The organism is Streptomyces sp. CMB-StM0423 (genome assembly GCF_002847285.1).
In the GTDB taxonomy this organism is placed as follows: Bacteria; Actinomycetota; Actinomycetes; order Streptomycetales; family Streptomycetaceae; genus Streptomyces.
The window spans coordinates 763829-785425 of sequence record NZ_CP025407.1 but is presented as its reverse complement, the minus strand read 5'-3'; the positions used below and the strand labels follow the sequence as shown (position 1 = coordinate 785425).

General features: G+C 75.1%; 15 protein-coding genes. 9 read left to right on the top strand and 6 right to left on the bottom strand.

From position 1 onward, the window contains the following. Positions 1-32: 32 nt before the first annotated feature. Positions 33-974 carry an RNA polymerase sigma factor SigJ gene (sigJ, locus tag CXR04_RS03245; protein ID WP_101420391.1) on the bottom strand — a complete coding sequence of 314 codons (942 nt, stop codon included), beginning with the start codon at positions 972-974 and terminating at the stop codon, positions 33-35. Positions 975-1162: 188 nt separating this feature from the next. Between sigJ and CXR04_RS03240 the strand changes: the two genes are divergently transcribed. Beyond that, entirely contained in the window at positions 1163-1756 is a 594-nt protein-coding gene (locus CXR04_RS03240; RefSeq protein WP_101420390.1) for a flavodoxin family protein, read from the top strand. A gap of 78 nt (positions 1757-1834) precedes the next feature. Here CXR04_RS03240 and CXR04_RS03235 read toward each other — a convergent pair whose 3' ends face one another. Together CXR04_RS03235 and CXR04_RS03230 are read right to left on the bottom strand one after the other, a co-directional pair. Beyond that, positions 1835-3760: an ABC transporter ATP-binding protein gene (locus tag CXR04_RS03235; RefSeq protein WP_234380025.1), complete on the bottom strand. Its 1926-nt coding sequence runs from the start codon at positions 3758-3760 to the stop codon at positions 1835-1837. After that, complete coding sequence (locus CXR04_RS03230) at positions 3757-5571, bottom strand: ABC transporter ATP-binding protein (RefSeq protein ID WP_101420389.1); 1815 nt, start codon at positions 5569-5571, stop codon at positions 3757-3759. Before CXR04_RS03230 ends, CXR04_RS03235 begins: the two co-directional genes overlap by 4 nt. 259 nt (positions 5572-5830) lie before the next feature. Here CXR04_RS03230 and CXR04_RS03225 point away from each other — a divergent pair, with 259 nt between their 5' ends. The 8 genes from CXR04_RS03225 to CXR04_RS03190 all read left to right on the top strand — a co-directional run bounded on the left by CXR04_RS03225 (position 5831) and on the right by CXR04_RS03190 (position 16571). After that, entirely contained in the window at positions 5831-7051 is a 1221-nt protein-coding gene (locus CXR04_RS03225) for an FAD-dependent monooxygenase (protein WP_101426164.1), read from the top strand. A gap of 358 nt (positions 7052-7409) precedes the next feature. After that, a complete protein-coding gene (locus CXR04_RS03220; RefSeq protein WP_234380024.1) occupies positions 7410-9917 on the top strand; it encodes a sensor histidine kinase in 2508 nt (835 codons plus the stop codon). Further along, positions 9917-10321 (top strand): roadblock/LC7 domain-containing protein, encoded by a 405-nt coding sequence (locus CXR04_RS03215; protein ID WP_047019156.1) that lies wholly within the window; start codon positions 9917-9919, stop codon positions 10319-10321. The genes CXR04_RS03220 and CXR04_RS03215 overlap by 1 nt, the downstream gene beginning before the upstream one ends. Positions 10322-10487: 166 nt before the next feature. Further along, the gene (locus CXR04_RS03210; RefSeq protein ID WP_101420387.1) at positions 10488-11702 is read left to right on the top strand and encodes an ABC transporter substrate-binding protein; all 1215 of its coding nucleotides are present in this window, start codon (positions 10488-10490) and stop codon (positions 11700-11702) included. A gap of 1 nt (position 11703) precedes the next feature. Continuing rightward, positions 11704-13797, top strand: a complete 2094-nt coding sequence (locus CXR04_RS03205) for a branched-chain amino acid ABC transporter permease (RefSeq protein WP_101420386.1) — start codon at positions 11704-11706, stop codon at positions 13795-13797. Positions 13798-13933: 136 nt separating this feature from the next. Then, entirely contained in the window at positions 13934-14776 is an 843-nt protein-coding gene (locus CXR04_RS03200) for an ABC transporter ATP-binding protein (protein WP_101420385.1), read from the top strand. 8 nt (positions 14777-14784) lie between these two features. Beyond that, entirely contained in the window at positions 14785-15501 is a 717-nt protein-coding gene (locus CXR04_RS03195) for an ABC transporter ATP-binding protein (RefSeq protein ID WP_101420384.1), read from the top strand. 176 nt (positions 15502-15677) lie between these two features. Further along, positions 15678-16571, top strand: coding sequence for a universal stress protein (locus CXR04_RS03190; RefSeq protein ID WP_101420383.1), 894 nt, complete (start codon positions 15678-15680; stop codon positions 16569-16571). 600 nt (positions 16572-17171) lie between these two features. Here CXR04_RS03190 and CXR04_RS03185 read toward each other — a convergent pair. From CXR04_RS03185 to CXR04_RS36355, 3 genes are all read right to left on the bottom strand, one after another. Continuing rightward, positions 17172-20342, bottom strand: a complete 3171-nt coding sequence (locus tag CXR04_RS03185) for an AfsR/SARP family transcriptional regulator (RefSeq protein WP_234380023.1) — start codon at positions 20340-20342, stop codon at positions 17172-17174. A gap of 356 nt (positions 20343-20698) precedes the next feature. Further along, positions 20699-21295: a TetR/AcrR family transcriptional regulator gene (locus CXR04_RS03180; RefSeq protein ID WP_101420381.1), complete on the bottom strand. Its 597-nt coding sequence runs from the start codon at positions 21293-21295 to the stop codon at positions 20699-20701. 19 nt (positions 21296-21314) lie between these two features. After that, on the bottom strand, positions 21315-21446 hold the full coding sequence (locus CXR04_RS36355; RefSeq protein ID WP_267898172.1) for a hypothetical protein: 132 nt from the start codon (positions 21444-21446) through the stop codon (positions 21315-21317). Between the last annotated feature and the right edge of the window lie 151 nt (positions 21447-21597).

Here is a 21597-nt window from a genome sequence, read left to right as displayed (position 1 = left end):
GGTACGGGCCACGCCCCGGCCCGTACCGCCGCTCAGGCCGCCGTCCAGGCGCGGAGCTTCTCCGGGTTGCGCATCGCCCAGATGCGCGTGATCCTCCCGTCCGCCACGTCGAACGCGAGCACCGACACCGGGACCCCGTCCAGCCGCGCCATCAGGCCGGGTTGCCCGTTGACCGTACGCTCCAGCAGCTCGATGCCGGGCTGCTGCTCCCGTACCTCCGCCAGCCCCCGCGCGATCGCCTCGCTCCCGACGATGGGCCGCAGCACCGCCGGCACCAACCCGCCGCTGTCCGGGGTGGACACCGCGGCCGGGTCCAGCAGCCCGACCAGGGCGCCGATGTCCTTCGCCGCCCAGGCCCGCCGGAACTCCCGTACCAGCGCGGCGTGGTGCTCCGCCGCCGCGGGCCGCTGCGCCGTTCGGACCCGGCGGCGGGCCGACGACGCCAGCTTCCGGCACGCCGCGGGCGACCGGCCGACGATCTCGGCCACCTCCGGGAACGGGTAGCGGAACACGTCGTGCAGCACGAACGCCACCCGCTCCGCCGGGGTCGTCGACTCCAGCACCACGAGGAACGCCATGTGCACCGACTCGTCCATCGTCACCTGGTCCGCCGGATCCGCCGCGTCCGCCGCCGACCCGCCCAGCCGACCGCCGAATAGCTCCGCCCGGTCCGGCAGCGGCTCCGGCAGCCACTCGCCCACGTACCGCTCCCGCCGCACCCGCGCGGACCCGAGCAGGTCCAGGCAGACGCGCCCCGCGACCTTCGTCAGCCAGCCGCCCGGCGAGACGACGGCGGCCCGCCGCTCCGCGGGCATCGCGTACCAGCGGGCGTACGTCTCCTGCACCACGTCCTCGGCATCGGCCAGGGAGCCGAGCAGCCGGTAGGCGAGGTTGGTCAGCCGCCGCCGCTCGCTCGCGGTCCCGGCGGGCCCCGGGTCGAGGCGGCCGTGCTGCGGCGCGGACGGTGTGGTCATGGTCCGGGTACTCCTCGGTCGCGTGACAGGTCTCCCTCGTATGACGAAACGGGCCGCCGGACTGTGAGCCGGGCCGCCGTCTCACACTTGGGGCCGCCGGTACGTCTTAGTCACAGGGCTCGCGCCGGGGAAGCGCGTGCCCCGTCGTGAACCATCCCCCAGCCGGACCGCGGAGTGAGAGGCCCACCATGGAATCCGAGAGCCCCGTCAAGGCGGCCGTCATCTACTACAGCGCCACCGGCACGGTGCACACCCTCGCCCTCGCCGCGGTGGAGGGCGCGGAGAAGGCGGGTGCGGAGGTGCGGCTGCGCCGCGTGCCGGAGACGGCGGGGGAGGCGGCGATAGCGGCGAGACCCGAGTGGGCCCGGCACCGCGGCGAGACCGCGGACGTGCCCGAGGCCGCCGTCGACGACCTGGACTGGGCCGACGTGGTGCTGTTCGGCACCCCGACGCGGCTCGGGAACATGGCCGCCCAGGTGAAGGCGTTCGTCGACACCACGGGACCGCTGTCGTCGGCGGGCGGGCTCGCGGACAAGGTGTACTCCGCCTTCACCTCCGTCGACACCGCCCACGGCGGGCAGGGGGCCGGGCTGCTGACGCTGGCCAACGTCTTCTACCACTGGGGCGGCATCATCGTGCCGCCCGGCAGCCCGGAGCCCGTCCAGGACGGCTCCGGCGACGGCCCGCCCGGCGACGTGGCGCTGGAGGCGGCCCGGTACCAGGCGTGGCGCGCCGTCACGACCGCCGCCGCGCTCGACGCCCGCCGGCCGCACCCCGTCTGAGGGCCGCGGCGGTACGGGCCGGGGGCCGGCGCCCGTACCCGTACCCCTGCCGACGGCAGGCGTGATCCGGACGATCCGCTACGGCCCGGAGCGCCCGGCGCCGTCCGCGTTCCGCTCCGTGTCCTGCTCCGCGTTCCGCTCCGCCTCCTGCTCCGCGTTCCGCTCCTCGGCCTGCTCCGCGTCCGCCGCGCGCCCCGCCGACCACGCCCGCCACAGTGCCGCGTACGGCCCGTCCCCGGCCCGCAGTTCGTCGTGCGTGCCGCTCTCCGCGACCCGGCCCCCCTCCATCACCACGACCCGGTCGGCCGCCGCCGCCTGGCTCAGCCGGTGCGCGACGACCAGCGCCGTACGCCCCTCAAGCGCGCGCTCCGCCGCCTCCTCCAGCCGCCGGGCGCCGAGGCTGCCCGCCTCCGCGGTGGCCTCGTCGAGCACCGCGACCGGCGGGTCGGCCAGCACCAGCCGGGCCAGCGCGAGCTGCTGGGCCCGGTCCGCCGTCAGCCGGTGACCGCCCTCGCCCACCACCGTGTCCAGCCCCTCCGGCAGCGCCTCGGCCCAGCCCAGCGCGCCCACCCGGGCCAGCGCCTCGCGCAGCTCCTCGGCGCCGGCGCCCGGCCGGGCCAGCCGCAGGTCGTCGGCGAGCCGGCCGGCGAAGACGTGCACCTCCTGGGTGACCAGCGCGACCGTACGGCCCGACTCGTCCGGCGCCGCGCCGCCCACGTCGATGCGCCCCGCGGCCGGGACATGGATACCGGCGAGCAGCTTGGCCAGCGTGCTCTTGCCCGCCCCGCTCGCGCCCACCAGCGCCACCTTCTCCTTCGGCCGCAGCTCCAGGTCCACGTCGTGCAGCACCGGCCGGCCCGGCTCGTACGCGTGGGACACCCCGCTGACCGACACCCCGACCGCGGGCCGCGGGCCCTCCTGGGGCCCCGGCGGGCCGGCCGCCGTCTGCTCGCGCGCGTCCACGACGCCGACCAGCCGGGCCAGCCCCGCCGTCGCCGCCTGCGCGTCGTCGAGGAGCACCAGCGCCACGTTCACGGGCCCGAACAGCGAGTGGAAGTAGAGCGCGGCGGCCGTCGCCGTGCCGATCGACGCGGAGCCGTCGCGCACCAGCACGTACCCCGCCACCAGCACCGCGGACAGCCCCAGGTACTCCGCCACGTGCAGCCGGTTGTAGAACCCCATCAGCAGCCGCACCCCGCGCAGCCTGAGGTCCACCGCGGCGCGCGAGCGCGCGTCCACGCGCCCGGCGTGCAGCGCCTCCAGCCGGTGCGCGCGTACGGTGGCCGCGCCGCTGACGGTGTCGAGGAGCTGCTGCTGCTGCGCCCCGGTGGCGATGCGCTCGCGCGCGTAGAGGGGCACCGCGCGGCGGACGTACCAGCGGGCCGTGTACGCCTGCACCGGCACCGCGAGCAGTGCGGCGAGCAGGAAGCGCCAGTCGAGGATCGCCAGCGCGCCGAGCGTGAGCACGATGGCCAGTACGGAGGACGCGAGTTGGGGCAGCGCGCCGCGGACCGCCTCGGCGACGCGGGAGACGTCGCGGGTGACGCGTGCGGTCAGGTCGCCGGAGCCGGCCTTCTCCAGCCGGTCGAGCGGCAGCCGCAGCGCGCGCTCGACGAAACGCTCGCGCAACTCGGCGAGGACGGTCTCGCCGAGCCGGGAGACCATCGTCCGGCCGATCGCGGTCAGCACGCCCTGGCCTGCCGCCACGGCGACCAGCAGCACCACGGGCACTGTGAGCGCGCCGGTCCCGCGCCGGTCGGTGACCAGGTCGACGATGTGGCCCAGCAGCGGCTGGGTGAGCAGCCCGACGGCGGTGGCCGCGGCCATCATCGCGAACGCGGTCCACGCCAGGGCCCGGCGCGGGCGCAGCAGTTCGCGCACGGCGGCGCGGGTGCGGGCGGGGGTGGCGGTGGGGAGCAGCTCGCGGGCGTCGTCGCCGCGCCGGTCCCGGGGCCCGTCGGGGCCTTCGTGCGTGTCGTCGTACGGGCCGGGCGCCGCGGTCATGAGAGCACCGCCGCCCGGTAGGCCGACTCGTCGCGTACGAGGTCGGCATGCGGTCCTTCGGCGGCGACCCGGCCGGCGTCGACGAACACGACCCGGTCGGCGACCGCGAGCAGGGCGGGGCTGTTGGTGACCAGCAGGGTGGTCATCCCGGCGCGGTGGTCGCGCAGCCCCTCGGCTATCCGGGCCTCGGTGACCACGTCCACGGCGGTGGTCGGGTCGTGGACGACGAGCACGGGCCGCCCGGCGTGCAGCGCGCGGGCCAGGGCGACGCGCTGCCGCTGCCCGCCGGAGAGCGCGCGCCCGGCCTCGCCGACCTCGGTCTCGCTGCCGCGGGGCAGCGCCCGGCACACCTCGTCGGCAGCCGCGGCGGCCATCGCGGGTCCGGGGTCCCGGCCGGGCGGCTCGGGCCCGGAACGGACGGCGCCGGCAGGTGCCTTGCCGTCCGTGTGTCCGGTACGGCCGGCTCCGGTACGGGCACCGCCCCCGGGCCCGCCGCCGGCGGCCGTATGCCACTGCCCCCCGCCCGCCGCCGTGACGTTCTCGCCCACCGTGCCCGCGAAGAGGTCCGCGTCGTGCGCCGCCACCAGGACCGCCGTCCGCAGCTCCGCCGGGTCGAGCCCCGTCAGCGGGATCCCGTCCAGCTCCACCACCCCCGCCGCCGGGTCCTCGATCCGGCCCAGGCACCGCAGCAGCGCCTCCGCGGCGGCCGGTTCCGTCGTCGCGACCCCGACCAGCTCCCCGGCCGTGACCGACAGGTCCACCTCCGTGAGCGCCCCGAGTTCCACGCCGCGCAGCCGCAGCTCGCCGCGGACGGGCTCCGCCGGCCGCCGGTCGCCGGGCACCACGGCCGGCGCCGCGGCCAGCACCTCGGCGACCCGCGCCGCCGACGCCCGCGCCTGGGCGAACTCGGCGTTGACGTACGCGAACACCTGCAGCGGCGTCAGCAGGAACTGCGCGAGTCCGACGGCCGCGACGAGCTGCCCCAGCGTGATGTCGCCGCTCAGCGCGAGCCGGCCGCCGACCAGCGCCACCAGCGCGATGAAGCCGCCGGTCAGCGCGAGTACCACGCCGTTCTGCCAGCCCTCGGCGCGCGCGGCGCGCAGCGTGGCGGCCAGCGAGTCGCGGCTGGTGGCCCGGTAGCGCTCGACGGCCGCGTCCCGTGCGCCGATGCCCTTGAGCACCCGCAGCCCGGCGATCAGGTCGGCGGCGACGCCCGAGGCGGTGGCCGCCTGCTCCTGCTCGGCGGCGCTGCGGTGCTCCAGCGGCTTGCTCAGCAGATGCCCCAGCCACAGCAGCACGGGCGTGCCGACCAGCACGAGCAGTCCCAGGGGTACGGAGATGAGCAGCAGCGCCACCGCGCTGACCGCCGCGCCGGCCAGCCCCGAGACGCCGACGGTCACCACCATCACGATGTAGCCGACGCGCTTGGCGTCGTCCGTGGCGATGTTCGCCACCGCGCCCGGCAGCCGGCCGCGCTCGGCGCCGCCGCGCGGGTCGAGAACCCGGCCGACCAGCTCCAGCCGCACCCGGTGCGCGGCGAGTTCCGCGGCCCGCTCGGACGCCTTGACGCTGAGGCGGAAGCTCAGCGCGAGCACGACGTACACCGCGACGAGCACGAGGAGCCAGCGCACCAGCGCGCCCGCGTCGTCCCCGGCGACCGCGTCGTCGATGACCATGCCGATGAGCACGGGTACCAGTGCCTCACCGAGCTGGTGCCCGACCGCCAGCACCGAGCCGGTCGCGACACCGCGCCGCTGTCCCGCGATCGCGCCTTTCAGCACGTCCCGCCCCGACGGTTTCTGCGCAGCCACCCGCCACCCCACCTCTTCTTCTCCCCGTCCCGAACCGAGTAGGTAAGGCTAGCCTAAGTATCCGTCGGGCGATCCGGATCCCGGGGGTCCGCGAGCGGAGCCGCCGTCCCGACTCGGCTGCGCGCGGGGGTGGTTGGGGCCCCGCCGATCTCTTGACGCGGTGATCGCGTTGGGGAAGGTTGTTGCTCCGGACGTGCGGAGGAGCCGGCCCGGCGCGGAGCGCCGCGGTGCCGGCCCGAGGAACAGAGGGGAGACCGTGGTGGACGAGGACTCCGTCGCCGTGGTGGGCGGGAGCATCGCGGGGTGCGCCACGGCGCAGGCGGTGGCGCGGGCGGGTGCCGGGCGGGTCACCGTCTTCGAGCGGGCCGGCGGCGAGCTGCGCGACCGCGGCGTGGGCATCGGCCTGCACGACGCGCGGTTCGCGGAGCTGGAGGCCGCGGGGTACGTGGACTCGTCGATGCCCTGGTCGGGACTGAACCGCCGGGTGTGGACGATCCGTGACGGCGACGCCGAGCTGGGCCACGGGTTCGCCGAGCAGCACTTCCCGTTCCGCTCCTACAACTGGGGCTCGCTCTGGCACGAGCTGCGCAACCGGGTGCCCGAGTCGGTCACGTACCACACGGGCGCGGCCGTGACCGCCGTGGAGCAGGACGCCGACGGCGCCACCCTCAAGCTCGCCGACGGCCGCAAGGAGCGCTTCGGCGCGGTGATCGGCGCGGACGGCTACCGCTCGGTGGTCCGCGAGGGGATGTTCCCCGGCCTCGCCCCCGACTACGCCGGCTACCTCGGCTGGCGCGGCACCTCTGCCCCGGTCGCGGGCGACCCCGAGACGGACGGCGCCGAGGCGCGCGTGATCGTCTTCCCCGGCGGCCACTGCATGATGTACCTCATCCCCGCCGCGGGCGGCGGCTACCGGATGAACTGGGTGCTCTACGCCGTCCCGCCGGACGACCCCGAGCTGCTGCTCGACCTGCGCACCCCGACCTCGCTGCCCCCCGGCCGGGTCGCCGCCAAGCTCACCGCGTACCTGCGCGACCTGGTCAGCGAGCACTTCCCGCCGTACTGGGGCCGGTGCGTGCTGCGTACCGCGCCCGAGGACTCCTTCATCCAGCCGATCTACGACCTGGAGGTGCCGCGGCTCGCCGTGGGCCGGCTGCTGCTCGCGGGCGACGCCGCCACCGTCGTACGGCCGCACACCGGCGGCGGCAGCGTCAAGGCGCTGCAGGACGCCACGGCGCTGGAGGCCGCCTGCCGCGCCGGGGGCGACTGGCCGGAGACCGCCGCCGCGTACGACGCGGACCGCACCGCCGTCGGCGCCGCCATGGTCGCCCTCGGCCGCCGGCTGGGCCGCGCCCAGGTCGAACAGACCCCGGACTGGCAGAAGATGGGGCAGCCCGAGTTCGACGCCTGGTGGCAGGAGCAGAACCGGGGGCCCGACCGCAGCAGCGGCTTCGGCGGGCACGCGCTCAAGCGCGGCTGAGGGGCGCGGACTTGACCGCAGGGGTGTTCGAACTGCCCGCCCATCTCTGAAATTTCAGACGGAACCTGATCGAATCGGATTGATCAGAGGTAGAGATTGCATCTCCCTCTTGCATATTTTGATGTTGTACTCGCCCGTAACTTATACTTCCGACTTAGCATCAGACACATCGCTCAGCCCACCCTCAGCAGGAGCGATGTATGCACCGACCCCCACATGTCACACCCTCCCCATCGCAAGGTAATCCCGTGTCAGCTTTACTGTGTCATGACCCCGACGTAGGGGTTGCGTAGTGAAGATCAACCGTCGACTCGTCCTCCTGGTCGCCGTTCCCCTTGCGGTGGCCATCGCCTTTTCCGTGCGAGCACTCGCGCCGGCGACGACCCAGGCGTTCCAGGCCAACAGGCTGGCGCAGATGGTCGTTGCCGCCGAGTCCGCCGCGGAGCTGACCGCCCGGTTGCAGGACGAACGTGCTGCCGCAACCGCGCTGGTCGCCTCCCAGGGCGATGCCACCACGTTCCGCAAGGCAACCGACGCCACGGACGCAGGTATCTCGGAGTACACCGAGAAGCGCAGGAAGCTCGACTCCCTGCCGCACAACGCCGGCCTCGCCGTGCAGCGGATCGACCGCACGCTGGCCGAACTGCCCTCGCTGCGCGCCCAGGCGCGCTCGGGCAGCGGCACGCTGTCCGCGCTCGCATTCGGATACCGGATCACGATCGCCGACCTCGTCGACTACCGCGAAGGCATCGCCCAGGCCGACGGCGTCGACGCCGACATCGCCGACCGGATCCGGGCCTCCGCCTCGTTCGCGCGCGCCGAGGAGCATTCGGCGCAGCAACAGGTCGTGGTGCTCAGGGCGCTGGACGGCGGCGGCTTCACGTCGGCCTCCCGGCGTACCTTCGACGCCACCGAGATCGGCTTCTTCGAGACGATGAGCGCCTTCGTCGCCCTCGGTCCGCAGGAGTGGCGCGCCTGGCTGGAACACGCGCTCTCCGCTCCTGGCACCCTGCCCGCGCAGGGAATGCAGGACCAGGTGAGCCGTACCCCGATCGGAGCGGAACTCGGCATCTCCGCCGCCGACTGGCAGGAGGCCACGGCCGACCGGCTGACCGAGCTGCGCTCGGTGGAGCGCCGCATCATCGAGTCCGTGCACAACGACGTCACCGAGGAACGGTCCACGCTCATCTGGTGGGCGGTCATCGAGATCATCGTGGTGCTGGTGACGCTGGTCGGCGTGCTGCTCTTCGCCCTCCGGGTCGGCCGCGTGATCATCCGCCGGCTGCGCGACCTGCGCAACGCGGCGCATTCGGTGGCCAACGAACGGCTGCCGCAGATCGTCACCGACCTCTCCCAGCCGGGAGCGCTCGGCGGCGCCACGCCGGAACAGGTCGCCGACAGCTCCGGCAGCCCGGTGGAGACCACCGGCGAGGACGAGATCGGCGAGGTCGGCGAGGCGTTCAACTCCGTCCACCACGAGGCGGTACGGCTCGCGGCCCAGCAGGCGCACGCGCACGAGCAGTTCGCGGAAACCCTGGTCGGTGTCGCCCGCCGCGGTGCGCAGCTCACCTCCGTCATGGTGTCCGAGCTGGACGCGGTCCAGCGCGACGAGGCCGACCCGGAGCGGATGAAGATCCTCTTCGCGCTCGACCACCTCGCCATCCGCATGGAGCGCAACACCAACAACCTGCTGGTGATGGGCGGTTACGGACACGCCCGGGTACGCGAAGCGGACGCGCCCTGCGCCACCGTGGTCGTCGCCGCCGCCCAGCAGATCGAGCGGTTCGAGCGCGTCGCCATGGGCATCGTGGAGCAGGGGATCGGCATCGCCGCCCGCGGGGTGCACGACCTCGCGCACATCCTCGCCGAACTCCTCGACAACGCCACCCGGTTCTCGCCTCCCGACAAGCAGGTGGGCGTGGCGGTCTGGCGGCTGTGGGACCGCGCGGTGGTGCAGATCGTCGACGAGGGCGTCGGCATGACCCCCGAGCGCCGCGACGAGCTGAACGCCCGGCTGGCCAACCCGCAGACCGGCGTCGGCGCCGTGCGGTCCATGGGTCTGCACGTCGTCGCCCGGCTCGCCGCCCGGCACGGCATCGTGGTCGAGCTGCGCTCCTCCGCGGGCCCCGGCACCATCGCCGAAGTCACCCTCCCGCCGACGGTCCTCGTGGCCGTCGAGGAGGAGACGATGGTGCAGGGCGAACGGCCTTTGGCGGAGGGGGAGACGAGCGTCTTCGCCGCCACCCCCCGCGGTGTGCCGGGCCCGCGCAAGCCGATGGACGAGCCCGTCGCCGCCACCGCGCCCCGGCGCGGCGCGGCCGCCGCGGGCGGTGCCGTCCCCGGCGGCACCACCCCGCGCGGCACGACCCCTGGCGCCGCCGCTCCGGGCGGCGCCGCTCCGCGCAGCCGGGAGGCGGAGGCCGGAGACGACGGTGGCGCGCGGCGCAACCTGCCGTTCGGCCCGGACTACGACCCGGCCGACCGCGTCGCCGGCGTCAGCCCCTCGGGGCTGCCCGTGCGGATGCGCCAGCCGGCGGACCAGTGGCCGCGGTTCCCCAAGCGCGACGGGGAGAACAAGCCGGGCGGCCGGAGCGAGCGGAAGGCGGCGCCCACGAAGCGCCGGGACTCCCGGCAGATCTCCGACGTGCTGGCCGCGTACACCCAGGGCATCAGCAGGAGCGCCGGCCGCCGTGAGGGAGCCGGGGGGGCCGCCGATCGCGGCCGCCCGGCAGGTACGGGCGGCAGCGGTGACGACGGCAACGGCGACGGCCGTCCCCGTAACGACGACGGAGGCCGTGCCCGCACCGCCAGGAACAGCGGCCGTACCCGGACCGCAAAAGACGACGACTCACAACGGAGCACGTGATGACTACCCCATCCACCGCCGACCTGAGCTGGCTGCTGAGTGACTTCGCCCGCCGTATCCCCGAGGTCACCCAGGTCATCGCAGTCTCCGTGGACGGCCTCGCCCTGGCCTTCACCGGGGTGGACCAGGACGACGCGGACCGGCTGGCAGCCATCGCCTCCGGCATCGTCAACCTGCTCTCCGGCGCTGCCCAGTTGATCGAGGCCGACCCCGTCGAGCACAGCCTGACGGCCATGGAGGGCGGCTACATGTTCTCCATGGCGGTCTCCAGCGGGGCGTCCCTCCTGGTCACCACCAACCGGGACGCCGACATCGGCGAGGTCAGCTACATGATGTCCGAGCTGATCAACCAGGTCGGCGACGCGCTCAGCCCGCAACTGCGCGACTCGCAGCCCGCTTCCTGACGCCGCCGCACGGGCGGGCCCCCTCACCCCGCCCGCGCGCCCGGCCGCAAGCTCCGTCGTTCGTCTGCCTGTCGTCGTTCCCGCCCTTCCGCCCTCACCCCCCCACCCCCGCCCCCCCCTGGATCAACCCCCCAGCCCATCCCTCATTTTTCCCTCGGGAGCCTTCGTGTTCGTCAACGCATCCATACGCCGTCCCGGCCGTAGCAGAACCCGGGCCGTCGCCGCCACAGCAGCAGCAGTCTCGCTGGCACTCGCCGGCTGCAGCGGCGGCGGCGACAGCGGCTCCGGCGACAAGACGGTGAAGGTGGGTCTGCTGGCCGCCCTCTCGGGCACGTACGAGGCCGTGGGCACCGACCTGCGCAACGGCTTCCAGCTCTACCTGGACACGCACGACGGCAAGCTGGGCGGGCGCAAGGTCGAACTGTCGGTGGGCGACGAGGGGGACGGCCCGCCCACCGCGGTGCCGGCGGCCACCAAGCTGGTGAAGAAGGACCGGGTCGACGTGATGACCGGCATCGTCGCCAACGGCTCCTACCAGGCGGTGCTGCCGATGCTGGAGCAGAACAAGATCCCGCTGGTCAGCTCCAACGGCCGCCCCGAGCTCAAGGACGTCTCCCGCGTCTGGCACACCAGCTTCCTGTCGAAGGACTACGGCACCGCCATCGCCCAGTACGTCAAGGACGAGGTCGACGGCCCGGTCTACGCGATCGGACCCGACTACCAGGGCGGCTACGACCAGCTCGGCGGCTTCACCGACACCTTCGCCGAGATCGGCGGCGAGCTGGCCAACTCCGACGGCGAGACCACCTGGACGCCGTTCCCCGACACGACCAACTTCACCCCGTACTTCGCCGACATCGCCCAGTCCGACGCCAAGGCGGTGTACACCTTCTACGCGGGCAAGGCCGCGATCGACTTCGTCAAGCAGTACGCCCAGTCCGACGTCGCCGACCTGCCGCTGTACGCCTCCGGCTCGCTGACCGAGGGCAGCATCCTCCAGGCCCAGGGCGACTCGGCGGACGGCATCCAGTCCGTCTCCAACTACGTGTCCGACCTGGACAACGACGCCAACCGGAAGTTCGTCTCCGACTGGACCGCCAAGCACGACACCCCGCCCACCGGGTACGCCATGGCCTCGTACGACGCCGCCGCCGTGCTCGACATGGCCATCGCCACGGCCGCCGAGAAGGGCGAGGTGAACTCGGACACCATCAACACCGCCCTCGGCAGCCTCGGCCAGATCGAAAGCCCGCGCGGCACCTGGGCGTTCGGCAAGAAGTCGCACGCGCCGGTGCAGAAGTGGTACCTGCGCGAGGTCCGCAAGGACGGCAAGCAACTCTCCAACGTCACGGTCCAGGACCTGGCCACGCTCGGCGACTGACATGGGGGCGCTCGATGCCCAGCTCGTGCCGGCGGTCGACGGCGTCGCCTACGGGCTGCTGCTGTTCGTCGTCGCCGCCGGCCTGAGCCTGGCGTTCGGCACCGCCGGGGTGCTGAACCTGGCGCACGGCACGCTGTACGCCGTCGGCGCCTACACCGGCGCCGAGCTGAGCGACGGGACCTGGGGCGGCCTCGTCCTCGGTCTCGTCGCCGGCACCGCGGCCGCCTGCGCGGCGGGGGCGCTGCTGTCCGCCGCGACGGCGCCGCTCGCCCGCCGCGGGCATCTCGACCAGGCGCTGCTGACCTTCGGCCTCGCGCTGATCGGCGGCAACCTGCTCGTGGAGGGGTTCGGCGCGGACGAGATGCCGGTACGCATCCCGGACGCGCTGGACACCTCCGTCGACCTCCTCGGCCACCGCTACCCCGCCTACCGGCTCGGGTTCATCGTCATGGCCGTCGTCCTCGCCGCGGCCGGCACCTGGGTGCTCACCCGCACCCGCGCGGGCGCCGCCGTACGGGCCGCCGCCGACGACCCCGAGATGCTCGCCACCACCGGGCTCAGCCCCCGGGTCGTGCACACCGGCGTGCTCGCCGCGGCGGGCGCGCTGGCCGGCGCCGCGGGCGTGCTCGGCGCGCCCATCATCGGCCCCGGTCCCGGTACCGGGGACACCGTGCTGATGCTGTCCCTCGTGGTCGTGGTCCTCGGCGGGCTCCGCTCGCTGTGGGCGACCCTGGTCGCCGCCATCGGCGTCGGCGAGGTGCAGACGCTGGGGGTGTCGGTCGCCCCCGACTGGGCGCCGTACCTGCTCTTCGCCGCCATGGCCGCGGTGCTGATCCTGCGCTCCGGCCGCGGGCTCGCCGAGCCGCACGGCCCGGAGCACGACGCGGACCCGCCGCCCGACCCGGCGGAGCGGCTGCGCCGCAGGCTGGCGCGAGTGCCCTGGCCCTGGCGGGGGATGCAGGCGGCGCGGAGGGCCAAGGCGGCTGCCGCTGCCGGCGGTACCGGCGCCGGGCGGGCCGCCACGGTTGCCCGCGCCGCCGCCCCGCTGCTCGCCCTGGTCGTCGTGCTGGCCGTGCTGCCGACGATGCTCGACGCGTACGCCCTCTCCCTCGCCGGCTACGCCCTGGCCCTCGGCCTGCTCGCGGTCAGCGTCACCGTGGTCACCGGCTACGCCGGGCTGCCCACCCTCGGGCAGACCGCGCCGTTCGCCGTCGGCGCGTACACCACCGCCAAACTGGCCGAGAACGACTGGACGGTCGGGCCCGTGCAGGTGGTGATCTCCGCCGCCGTCGCCGCCGCGTTCTGCGTCGTGACCGGCCCCGCGGTGATCCGCGCCCGCGGCACCACCGTGCTCATGATCACCGTCGCGGTCGGCGAGCTGACCGCCATCGCCATCGGCCAGTGGAAGTCCGTGACCGGCGGCACCGACGGCCTCGCCGGGTTCCCCTCCACGCAGGCGTTCTGGGGCGGCGAACCGCTCTTCGAGGAGCTGGCGATCTACCAGTACGCGGCGGTGGTCGTCGTCTGCGTCGTCGCCGTGGCGCTGGTGCTGCTGCGCTCCCCGGCCGGCAAGCTGCTCACCGGCTCCCGGGAGGCGGAGGAGCGGATGCGCGCCTCGGGCCACCCCGTGACGCGGTACCTGCTGCTGGCGTACGTCGGCGCGGGCGCCCTCGCGGGCGCGGGCGGCTCGCTGCTCATCGCCGTGCAGAGCTACGTCTCGCCGGCCGACGTCGGCTTCGAGATCGCCGCGCTCGCGCTGCTCGCGGCCGTCATCGGCGGCATCACCTCGGTGATCGGCGCGCTGGTGGGCGCGGGGCTCATCGTCTACACCCGCGACTGGCTGGCCGGTTCGTGGCCGGGCCACGGGCCGCTGCTGCTCGGCGTGCTGTTCGTCGCGGCGGTCTACCTGCTGCCGCGCGGGCTCGCCGGGCTGGTGTCCGGGGCACCCCGCGCGGCCGCCGCGGACGGCGAGGAGGACGGCGGCGCCGCGGGGCGGTTGCCCGCGCCGCGCAGCCCGGGCGACGCGGAGCCGCCGGATCCGCCGGAGCCCGCGGAGCCGGGCCCGCCGGCCCGGACACGGAAGGGGACGACGTGACCGCGCGCGCCGCGGGCCGCCCCGCCCGCCGTACGGGCCGGACGGCGGCGTCCGCCGCCTGCCGCCCCGCTCCTCGGACGGAAGGCGGCAGTGCGACCGCATCCGGCTCCGCCGCCCGCGTACGGAAGGGCTCCCCGTGACCGCATCCACCGCACCCGCCACCGCGCCCACCGCCCTCGAACTCGCCGGTCTCACCCGCCGCTTCGGCAGCCTCACCGCCGTCGACGACGTCTCCCTCGACCTGCCCGCCGGCGCCCGGCACGCCCTCATCGGGCCCAACGGCGCGGGCAAGACCACCCTGCTCAACCTCATCGCCGGCACCGAGCGCCCCGACCAGGGGTCCATCACCTTCCTCGGCCGCGACGTCACCCGTACCGCACCCGCGCGGCGCAGCCGCCTCGGCGTGGCCCGCAGCTTCCAGCAGCCCACCGCCATCGCGGACCTGACCGTCCTGGACAACGTGGTGCTCGCCTCCTGGCGGCACCACCCCGAGCGCCGCGGCGCCTGGCGGCGGAGCGCGCGCCGGGGGCAGTTGGCCGCGGCGGCGGCGGAGCGGCTCGCGGACGTGGGCCTCGCCGGCGTGGCGGACCGGCCGGCCGGCTCCCTGTCGCACGGCCAGCGCCGGCTGCTCGACCTCGCCGCCGCGCTCGTCGCCCGCCCGCGGGTGCTGCTGCTCGACGAGCCCGCCGCCGGGCTCACCGACCGGGACGTGGTCCGGCTGCTCGGCGTCCTCGGCGCCCTGGACGACGACATCGCCGTGCTGCTGGTGGAGCACAACACCGAGGTGGTCGCGCGGCTGGCCCGTACGGTCACGGTGCTGGTGACCGGGCGGGTGCTGGCCTCCGGCCGGGTACGGGAGGTCTTCGAGCTGCCCGAGGTGCGCAGCGCGTACCTGGACGCCGCCACCACGGCCGACGCCCCGGCGCCCGCCGGCGCTCCGGATGCCGCCGACGCCCACGACACCGGCGCCAAGAGGTGACCCGACCCATGCTCCGCATCTCCGGGCTGTCCGCCGGCTACCACGGCGGCACCGTCCTCCACGACCTCGACCTCGACGTCCCCGAGGGCAGCGTGCACGCCGTCGTCGGCCACAACGGCGCCGGCAAGACCACCCTCGTCCACACCGTCGCCGGCCTGCTGCGCCCGGCCACCGGCACCGTCGAGGTCGCGGGGCGCGACGTCACCGGGCGCCCGGCGCACCGCATCGCCCGGGCCGGCGTCGGCCTCGTACCGCAGGGCCGCCGGGTCTTCGCCCGGCTGACCGTCGCCGAGCACATCCGCCTCGCGCACCGCCCGCCCCGCGACGGCGGGACCGCCCGCCCCTGGACGCCGGAGCGGGTGCTCGACCTGCTGCCGCGGCTCGGCGAGCGCAGCACCCACCGCGGCACCGACCTGTCCGGCGGCGAGCAGCAGATGCTCGCCCTGGCCCGCGCGCTGCTGGGCTCGCCGCGCGTGCTGCTGCTGGACGAGCCGACGGAGGGCCTGGCGCCGGTGCTGGTGGGGCAGATCCTCGACCTCGTCCGCACGCTGGCGGGGGAGGGGCTCGCGGTGCTGCTGGTCTCGCCGAGCCCGGCGTCGGCCGCGCAGTGCGCCGACACGGTGACGGTGCTGACATCGGGCCGGGCCACGGCCCGGCTGGCCGGTCCCGAGGTGCGGAAGGACCCGGCGGAGCTGCACGAGGCGCTGGCGCTGACGGCGCACTGACGCGGGGGGCCTCCGGGCCCGTACGCCCCGGATGCGCACCCGGCGCCGCGCACCGGTCCACCGGCTCACCCGCTCACCCGCCGCCGGCTGGCGGGACCGGCGGCGGTGGGCAAGTCTGGTGACCGTACGTGGATCCAGCGGCGCCGGGCGCGCCGCGCGCACAGACGGAGGCCGATGTGAGTGCACCGGTGCTGGTGGGCGTCGACGGGTCTCCCGAGGGCCTGGAAGCCGTCGCCGTGGCGGCCCGCGAGGCGCGGCTGCGCGGCACCGGGCTGCGCATCGTGCACGCCTTCTTCTGGCCGATGATGCGGGTTCCGCTGGAGCCGTCGTCGATGGGTCCGCCGGAGGGCGGGCTGCGTAACCAGGCGGAGCAGGTGGTGGCCGAAGCGGTACGGCACGCGCGCGAGGCCGAACCGGACGTCGAGGCCGAGGGCGCCGTCGTCACCGGCGACACCCTTCCGGTCATGGCGGAGGAGTCGCGCGGCGCGGCGCTGGCCGTCGTCGGCAGCCGCGGGCTCGGCGCGTTCGTCGGCCTGCTGCTGGGCTCGACGGCCGTGCACCTGGCGGCGCACGGCCACTGCCCGGTGCTCGTCGTACGCGGCGAGGGCGACCCGGCGCGCGAGGGCCCGGTGGTCGCGGGCGTGGACGGCTCGCCGTCCGGCGACGCGGCCATCGAATTCGCCTTCGCCGAGGCGTCGATGCGCGGCACAGGACTCGTCGCCGTACACGTCTGGTCGCCGTGGAAGGCCGAGGTCCCGCCGCCGCAGGATCCGGCGGAGCCGTACGCGAGCGGGGCGGGCGACCTGGCCGCGAACGAGGAGCGCGTGCTCGCCGAGGCGCTGGCGGGCCGTCAGGAGCGGTACCCGGACGTGCACGTCGACCGCCGGGTGCTGCGAAGCGGCCCCCGGGAGGCGCTGATCGAGGCGAGCCGGGAGGCGGCGCTGGTGGTCGTGGGCGCGCGGGGCCGCGGGGGCTTCACGGGGATGCTGCTGGGCTCGGTGAGCCAGGCGCTGCTGCACCACGCGGACTGCCCGGTGGCGGTGGTGCGCGCGGAGCCGGACAAGCGCTGACGGCTCGTACGACGGGGGTGGGCCCCAGCGCTCGTCCCGCGAGGACCGCCTCCCGCCCGCTGCCCGGCCCGGCTACCGGACCCGCCGCAGCAGCGCCACCGCCACCCCGCCGCCCAGCACGACGACCGCGAGCCCGCCGACGAGGGCGCTGGCCATCCCGGAGTTGAACGCCTCCCGCGCCTCCCCGGCGAACTCCGCACCCGCGCCGACCGCCCGGGCGCGGCGGACCTGGCTTCCACCCGGGCCGGCCCCCGGCGGACCCGCCGGGGGCGGACGACGCGGAGCGCCTGACGACGCTGCTGACGGCGGCCTTCGAGGCCCCGGCTTCCAGGAAAACTTGAGCGAACGACCCCGTTCGCGATAGAAAATGGGAGCCCTCGCGCGGAGGATCACGTACCGAAGTCTTTCATTCCAGGAACCTCAGGGAGAAGTGCGTCGTGAGTGCCATATTCCGGCTGACTGCCTGCACCGCCGTATTTGCAGTCGCATTCATTGCAGGTGCCGACCAGTGGATGTACGCGGAGCCCACCGCCGCCGGCATACACGCGACTGCCTGACGCAGCGTCAGCGACCCCCCGGGAGACCGGCTTCTGAGCTATGTCAGGAGCCGGTCATTCCATGCTCCCGGAGCAGCCGCGCCACCCTGGCCGCATCCGGGTGCGCCTCCCGCGCGCGGTAGAGCCCCACCGCCAGTTCCGCACACCGCCGCATCTCGCCCTCGTCGCCCGCCGCCAGTGCCACCCTTGCCAGCCCCTCCAGCGCGTGCGCGCTGCCGAGAGGGATGCCGGCCTCGTCGGCGATCCGGTGGCCCAGTTCGTAGGTCTCGCGCGCGGCCGTGAGCTTGCCCGACAGCCGGTGCACGTCGGCCATCCCGATCAGCGCCCGCTGCCGTTCGTACGCGTTCCCGATCGTCGCGGCCAGCCGAGCGGCCATGCCGAAGTGCAGCACGGCCTCACTGCGCCGGCCGCACTCCGCGTACAGGTTGCCCAGGCTCGTCAGCGCGTGGACCTCGCCCAGGGCGTCGCCGGCGGCCCGGTGGCTCTGCAGCGCCTGGTGGAAGGAGGCCAGCGCTTCCGAGGTGTGGCCGGTCGCGTGGTGCACGATGCCGAGGTTCGTGGAGAGGATGGCCAGGTCACCGCGCTCGCCGCAGCGCCGCATCAGGGCAAGCGACTGCTCGTAGCAGGCGCGGGCCGCGGCGTAGTCGCCCTCGCCGCGCCGAAGCTCTCCGATGTTGTTCAGTGCCATGGCCTCCCCGTAGAGATCGCCAATCTTCCGGCGCAGGGCCAGCGTCGCGTGTGCCGTCTCCACCGCCTCGCGGTGCCGCCCGGCGTACCGGAGCGCGAGTCCCCTGACGTTCAGGCACTGGGCCTCGCCGTGGCGGTTCCCGTCCTTCGCGTACAGGCTCAGCGCCTCGTTCAGCACACGCAGGGTCGCCTCGCTGTCCCCGGCCGTGACATGGGCCCTGGCCACCTGCAACAGCGCGTCGGCGCACCCGGATTCGTCCTCGCCCCGGCGGAACTCCGCCAGCGCCTCGCGGGCGTTGCGCAGGGCCTCCTCCGGGTTCTCCTTGGCGAGCTGCGCCGCGCGGTCCACCAGCGTGCGGGCCAGGGTGGCGGTGTCCCCGCGGGTGCGCAGGACGGCGAGGGCCGCGTCGTAGAGGGCGGCCGCGGGCTCGCGGGCGCCCCAGCGCTCCAGGGACGGTGCGAGTACGTGGGGGAAGAGCGCCGCCGTCGCCGGGGACGCGGTGGCGGCGTGGGCCGCGGTGGCAAGGAGGTTGGCCCGTTCCACCGACAGCCACACCGACGCCACGTCCGCATCCGCGAACCGTGGTGCGTACGGGGAGACCAGGCCGGGCGGCAGCGGCAGAATGCGGTGGCGCGGGTGGGCGAGGCGGGTCGCGCGGTGGGCCGCGGTCAGGTAGTGGGCCGCGAGGCGGTCGAACGCCGCCTGGCGCGCGGCCGGTTGCAGGGCGTGCCGGCCGGCCTGGAGGCCGAAGAGGCGGGTGAGGTCGTGGAGGCGGTAGCGGTCGCGTACGGGCTCGTCCAGCAGGTTGCAGTCCTGCAGTTCGTCGATGCTGCGCCGCGGCCCCGCCGGCGGCATGTCCGGCGCGGCGCCCACGAGCGCCAGTATCGCGGTCGGCGGCAGGTCGGGACCGGGGGCCAGGGCCAGCGCGCAGAGCATCTCCCGGGCCGGGGGGCTGAGTTCCTCGTACGACAGCCGGAAGGCGGCGGCCACCGCCGGGTCCAGCTCGTCGAGGGGGTCGCCGGCCTGGCTGAGCCGGTCGAGGAGGTGCGGGAGGTCCCAGGAGCCGCGGTGCCGGAAGCGGCCGGCGAGCAGTTGGACCGCGAGCGGGTTGCAGCCGCAGGCGGCCACGACGCCGGCCAGCGTCGCGCCGTCGCCGGGCAGCCTGGCCGCGCCGACGACCCGCGTGAACAACTCGGCCGCCTCCGCCGCCGGCAGCACGTCCAGGTGCAGTTCCCCGGCGCCGTCCAGCCGCAGCCGGTTGCGGCTGGTGACGATCGCCCGGCAGTCGGGCGAGGCGGGCAGCAGCGGCTCGACCTGTGCGGCGTCGCGGGCGTTGTCGAGGACCAGGAGCAGCCGCCGGCGCGCCGTCCACTCCCGCCACGCGCTCGCGCGTTCGTCCAGTGTGTCCGGCAGCTTCGGCGCCCCGCACGTCTGCAGCAGAATGGCCAGCGCCTCGGCCGGGTCGCAGGGCGGCTGCCCGCTGAACCCGCGCAGGTCGAGGAAGAGCTGCCCGTCGGGGTACGCGCGGCTGAGCCCGTACGCGACGTGGACGGCCAGGCTGGTCTTGCCGACGCCGGGCATTCCCTGGATCAGGGTGAGCGGTAACGCCCGCTTCTCCCGCCCGCCTTCCGCAGCCCTCGTAGCCGTATCGGTGAGGAGCAGGCTCAGCTCGCTCGTCCGGCCGGTGAAGTCGTGGGTGTCGCGGGGCAGGTTGGTACGGGGCGCGGGCGTCACCGCCGCGTCGACCGGGGTGCCGGCGGCGGGGGTGGGCGCGGCGAGCAGTTCGCGGTCCTGCTCCAGGATGCGCCGGTGCAGGTCGCGCAGCTCCGCGGCAGGCGCCATGCCCTGCTCCTCGTCGAGCCTGCGGTGCGTGGTGCGGTAGAGGTCCAGCGCCTCGGCGTGCCGGCCGCAGCGGTACAGCGCCAGCATCAGGGAGGCGACGAGCCGCTGGGCGAGCGGGTTCTCCGCCACCAACTCCTGTAACTCCCCGATCAGATCCGAGTGCCCGCCCGCCTCCAGTTCCAGCCGGATGCGCTGCTCCCGCACCCGGCGCAAGTCCTCCAGCAGCCGGGCGCGGGTGGCGGACGCCCACGTCCCCGGGAACTCGGCCAGCGGCTCGCCCCGCCACAGCGACTCCGCCGCGCGGAGCAGCCCGACCGCCATCCGCCGCTCGCCCTGCGCGACGGCCGTCGCGGTCTGGGCCCGTAACTCCTCGAACCGCAGCAGGTCGACGCTCCCGGGCCGGACCCGCAGCCGGTACACGCCGGGCGAGGGCCGCTCCAGCTCGATCGCGTCCCGGTACGGCTTCAGCTTGCTGCGCAGCCGCGAGAGCAGGCTGTGCAGCGTGCCCTGCGCGCTCGGCGGCGGGGCGCCGTCCCAGACGCGGTCGGTCAGCGCCTCGGCGGTGACCGACCGCCCGCGCGCGTGCACCAGTACGGCCAGTACGCAGCGCTCCTTGACCGAACCGAGGTCGCGGCGCTGCTCGCCCTGCCAGAGTTCCAGCGGTCCCAGAGCCCGTAGTTCCACCCGTCGCTCCACCATCGACCCGCGGGCTCTTCGCCCCGCGGTCGGATCCCCTCCCGTGATGGCGGCGCCCCGCCCGCACGCCGGGGAGACCACACCATCGCCACGCCGGTACGAATGCACCAGGGGAGCGGGACGGGGCGCACGGATGCGTGCGCCGGGCGCGCAAGGGGGGTCCCCCCAGGTGAGCACAGGATTCCCGCAAGCCCGGGCACGGTCCCCCGGGGGCAGCCCGCTTCTGCGGATGCGAAGTCACGCGGCCGCCCCGGCCGTCCGGTCGGGCCGGTGCCGGCCGGGCGGCGGACTCGACGGCGGGCCGGATGCCTCTGTCGCGGAACCGCCTGTCGCCGCGCCGGGGTTCAGGTGCTGATGCCCGTCAGCAGCAGGTCCACCGTGCCCTCCAGGAAGGCGTCGTCCAGTGGTTCGCGGGTCAGCAGCAGGCGGGTGTGGAGCGGGCCCGTCAGGGCTTCGAAGGCCAGGCGGCGGTCGACGCCCGGGCGGAGTTCGCCGCGGGACTCGGCGCGGTCGAGGACCGTCGCGCCGACCGCGAACCGGGTGGTCCAGAACTGGTCGCGGGCCGCCTCGTACTCCGCGAGGTCCTCCTGCACCGCCATGCGCAGCAGCAGACCGCCCAGCGGGGTGCGGACGAAGGCGGCGGTGTCGTGGAGGAGGGCGAGGAGGTCGGTGCGGAGGGTGCCGGTGTCGGGGGTGGGGAGGCCGGTGGCGGTGCGGTCGAGGACCGCGTCGAGGGCGAGGGCGGACTTGGTGCCCCAGCGGCGGTAGATCGACGTCTCGTGGACGCCGGCGCGCTGGGCGACCTCGGCGATCGACAGCGCGTCGGCGCCGCGCTCCAGGACGACGTCCACCGTCGCCTGCAGCACGGCGGCGCGGACGCGGGCGCTGCGGCCGCCCGTTCTGCGGGCGGCGGTGGCGGGCTGGCGGCTGCTTTCCGGCATCCCGCCAACGTAGCGCAGGTCAGTGCGGCGCCGGCCGGTCGGCGCGGGTGCGGGGGAGGGCGGCGACGAGCGCCGCGGTCGCGGCGGTGAGCGCCATGCCGCCGGCCGCGAACACGGTGAACAGCGTCCAGAAGTCCGGGGTGAGAACCATCGGGGGCCTCCAGCCAGTTAACGCAGTAGGTCTTGCTTTAAGGTACGACCCCGACCGTCCCTAATGCAAGTCGACTTGCGTTACGTGCGTCACGGCGGCGCGGGGAGTACGTTCATGGCAGCCGGGACCACCCCGCCGACCAGCCCCGAAG

Excerpts from the sequence above, each read along its gene's own strand:
- CXR04_RS03195 (WP_101420384.1), top strand. The coding sequence starts at position 14,785 with ATGCTCCGCATCTCCGGGCTGTCCGCCGGCTACCACGGCGGCACCGTC.
- CXR04_RS36355 (WP_267898172.1), bottom strand. The coding sequence starts at position 21,446 with ATGGTTCTCACCCCGGACTTCTGGACGCTGTTCACCGTGTTCGCGGCC.
- CXR04_RS03180 (WP_101420381.1), bottom strand. The coding sequence starts at position 21,295 with ATGCCGGAAAGCAGCCGCCAGCCCGCCACCGCCGCCCGCAGAACGGGC.
- CXR04_RS03205 (WP_101420386.1), top strand. The coding sequence starts at position 11,704 with ATGGGGGCGCTCGATGCCCAGCTCGTGCCGGCGGTCGACGGCGTCGCC.
- sigJ (WP_101420391.1), bottom strand. The coding sequence starts at position 974 with ATGACCACACCGTCCGCGCCGCAGCACGGCCGCCTCGACCCGGGGCCC.
- CXR04_RS03235 (WP_234380025.1), bottom strand. The coding sequence starts at position 3,760 with ATGACCGCGGCGCCCGGCCCGTACGACGACACGCACGAAGGCCCCGAC.
- CXR04_RS03215 (WP_047019156.1), top strand. The coding sequence starts at position 9,917 with ATGACTACCCCATCCACCGCCGACCTGAGCTGGCTGCTGAGTGACTTC.
- CXR04_RS03240 (WP_101420390.1), top strand. The coding sequence starts at position 1,163 with ATGGAATCCGAGAGCCCCGTCAAGGCGGCCGTCATCTACTACAGCGCC.